This is a genomic window from Bacteroidales bacterium (assembly GCA_014860585.1).
Classification (GTDB): domain Bacteria; phylum Bacteroidota; class Bacteroidia; order Bacteroidales; family 4484-276; genus RZYY01.
Genome location: JACZJL010000084.1, coordinates 1 through 2,567 on the forward strand (window position 1 = coordinate 1; position 2,567 = coordinate 2,567).

A 2,567-nucleotide genomic window follows, 5' to 3' on the forward strand; every position below is an offset into this window, starting at 1 on the left:
TTGTAATTATGATTCTTATGACCTCAGTGTGGATTGCCAGCGTATTCCTGAAAAATGCCAGCATAGTGGATCCTTTCTGGGGATTGGGCTTTGTTGTTGTGTCAGCGTTTTATTTCCTTCAGGTGGATGAAATTTCTGCCAGGTCGGTTATTATAATGATTCTTGTTGCCATCTGGGGCTTACGGCTTTCAATTTACCTCTTCTGGCGCAACTGGGGCAAAGGAGAGGATTTCCGGTACAAGGAATTCAGAAAAAACTTTGGAGAGCTTCGCTATTGGTGGTTCAGTTTCTTCCAGGTATTCCTCCTGCAGGGGTTTTTGCTGTGGCTCATTTCCGCGCCGTTGCTTGGAGCAATGCATTTTGGCGCCGGTGGAAACATAAATCTATTCGATTGGTTAGCAATTATTGTCTGGATCGTTGGGTTTATGTTTGAAGCCGGAGGAGATTTTCAACTGGCCAGGTTTAAAGCCAATCCTATAAACAAAGGAAAAGTGCTGAATAAGGGATTCTGGAAGTACACGCGGCATCCCAATTACTTTGGCGATTCTGCGGTTTGGTGGGGGTACGGACTGTTTTCCATTGCTGCAGGATGCTACCTTGCAGTTCTTGGATCAATCCTGATGACTGCACTCATCATTAAAATTTCAGGTGTTGCACTTCTCGAACGCTCGCTGAAAGATAAAAAGCCCGAATACATAGACTACATCAACAAAACCAGCGCTTTTATTCCGTGGTTCCCAAAAAAATCTGTTTAACTTTTGTCTTAATTTATCAGATAAAAATTAAACAAAACGATTCATTGTGATGTTAGTATCTGAAAATTAGTGTGAAATGAAATTTGAAGTATTCAATCTTACCATCAGTGTGTGGCTGCTGCTTTTCGTTATCTGGGGACTCCCCCTGACCTTTTATCGCAGCAGGTTTCGAAAAATCGTTTACCAAACCGACAGTTGGATCATTAATATCAAACCTGTTTTTATTGACGAGATCAAAGCGCTGTTTGGGAACGTCTATCCCGACAGTCCCCAGTATTTGAAAATGCGTAATTTTTACCGGATTTATCTTTTCATCTATCTGATTCTCTTCATTTTATATCAAACTTACAAATAAATAATCATGCTAAATATTATTCATCAAGCCGAGCGGATTATTGTGCTGACCCTGATAGGGCTGATGACGTTAATGTTACTGGTTGCAACACTAAATTTAGGCTACACAGTTTTCCTGAGTTTTCTTGAATCGCCCACCTATCTGATTACTCCCAGGGGGCTGATGCAGATTTTCGACAGCTTCCTGGTAGTGCTTATCGGCCTCGAGTTACTCGAAACAATCAGGACATTCCTCAAAGACAATGTAGTGCATGTTGAAGTAGTCATGTTGGTTGCCATCATTGCAATTGCCCGCAAAGTGATTGTCCTTGATTATGACAAGTATTCAGGTCTTGAATTCATAGGTATCGGTTTGCTGATCATCGCATTGGCAGTCGGATACTTTTTCATCAGGCGCGCAATTCATCAGTATTGCGAAACAAAAACACCTTCGATTCACACTCCCCAAACCCATAATCACGAATGAAAAAGAAAGTAATTGTCATCGGCGCCGGCTTTTCCGGTCTCTCAGCAGCCACAAGTCTTGCTGACAAAGGTTTTGATGTCACCGTAATTGAAAAGAATTCAACTCCGGGTGGCCGCGCCCGTAAGTTCAGCGCCAACGGCTTCACCTTTGACATGGGGCCAAGCTGGTATTGGATGCCCGATGTGTTTGAGTCCTATTTTAATTCTTTTGGAAAAAAAGTTTCCGACTATTACGAACTGATGAGGCTTGATCCTTCATACAGAATTTTCTTTGGGAAAAATGATATCATTGACCTTCCGGCAGACATCGAAGGAATGTACCGGCTTTTCGAGTCCATCGAAACCGGGGCAGGGGTAAAGTTGCGGAAATTCCTGGCTGAGGCGGAATACAAATACGAAGTAGCCATGAAGGACTTTGTGAACAAGCCCAGCCTCTCCTTCTTAGAATATGCCGATGCAAGATTACTCAAAGCAGCAATGAAACTGCACATGTTTACCCCTTTCCACAACTACACGCGGAAATATTTTTCGAACCCTCGTCTGCTCCAGATGCTTGAATTCCCTATTCTTTTTCTGGGTGGCACAGGAAAAAAAACTCCAGCACTTTACAGCCTGATGAACTATGGCGACATTAAGCTGGGCACCTGGTACCCCAAAGGTGGTATGTTCAAGGTTGTGGAAGCAATGGTGAGCCTGGCTGAGGAAAAAGGGGTGAAATTCGTATACGATGCTCCTGTTGAGGGGTTTACATTTAACAATTCAAGAATAACGGAAACCATCGCCGGTGGCAAAACACACCCATCGGATTACGTGGTGGGAACGGGCGATTACCATCACATCGAACAGGAATTGCTCCCGGAACAATACCGGAAGTACTCAAAAAAATACTGGGACTCAAGGGTGATGTCGCCTGCTTCGCTGCTCTGGTATGTTGGGCTGGATAAGAAACTCGATAAATTCCAACATCACACCTTGCTTTTTGATGAGGAATTT

4 protein-coding genes are annotated in these 2,567 nt (G+C 43.4%); all 4 read left to right on the plus strand.

Annotated features, from left to right (window positions below):
• On the plus strand, positions 1–755 hold a 755-nt coding region (locus IH598_08345), incomplete at its 5' end, for a DUF1295 domain-containing protein (GenBank protein MBE0638515.1).
• Positions 756–831: 76 nt separating this feature from the next.
• Positions 832–1,110 carry a hypothetical protein gene (locus IH598_08350; GenBank protein ID MBE0638516.1) on the plus strand — a complete coding sequence of 93 codons (279 nt, stop codon included), beginning with the start codon at positions 832–834 and terminating at the stop codon, positions 1,108–1,110.
• Between the two features lie 6 nt (positions 1,111–1,116).
• The gene (locus IH598_08355; protein MBE0638517.1) at positions 1,117–1,575 is read left to right on the plus strand and encodes a phosphate-starvation-inducible PsiE family protein; all 459 of its coding nucleotides are present in this window, start codon (positions 1,117–1,119) and stop codon (positions 1,573–1,575) included.
• On the plus strand, positions 1,572–2,567 hold a 996-nt coding region (gene crtI, locus IH598_08360), incomplete at its 3' end, for a phytoene desaturase (protein ID MBE0638518.1). The genes IH598_08355 and crtI, both read left to right, overlap by 4 nt.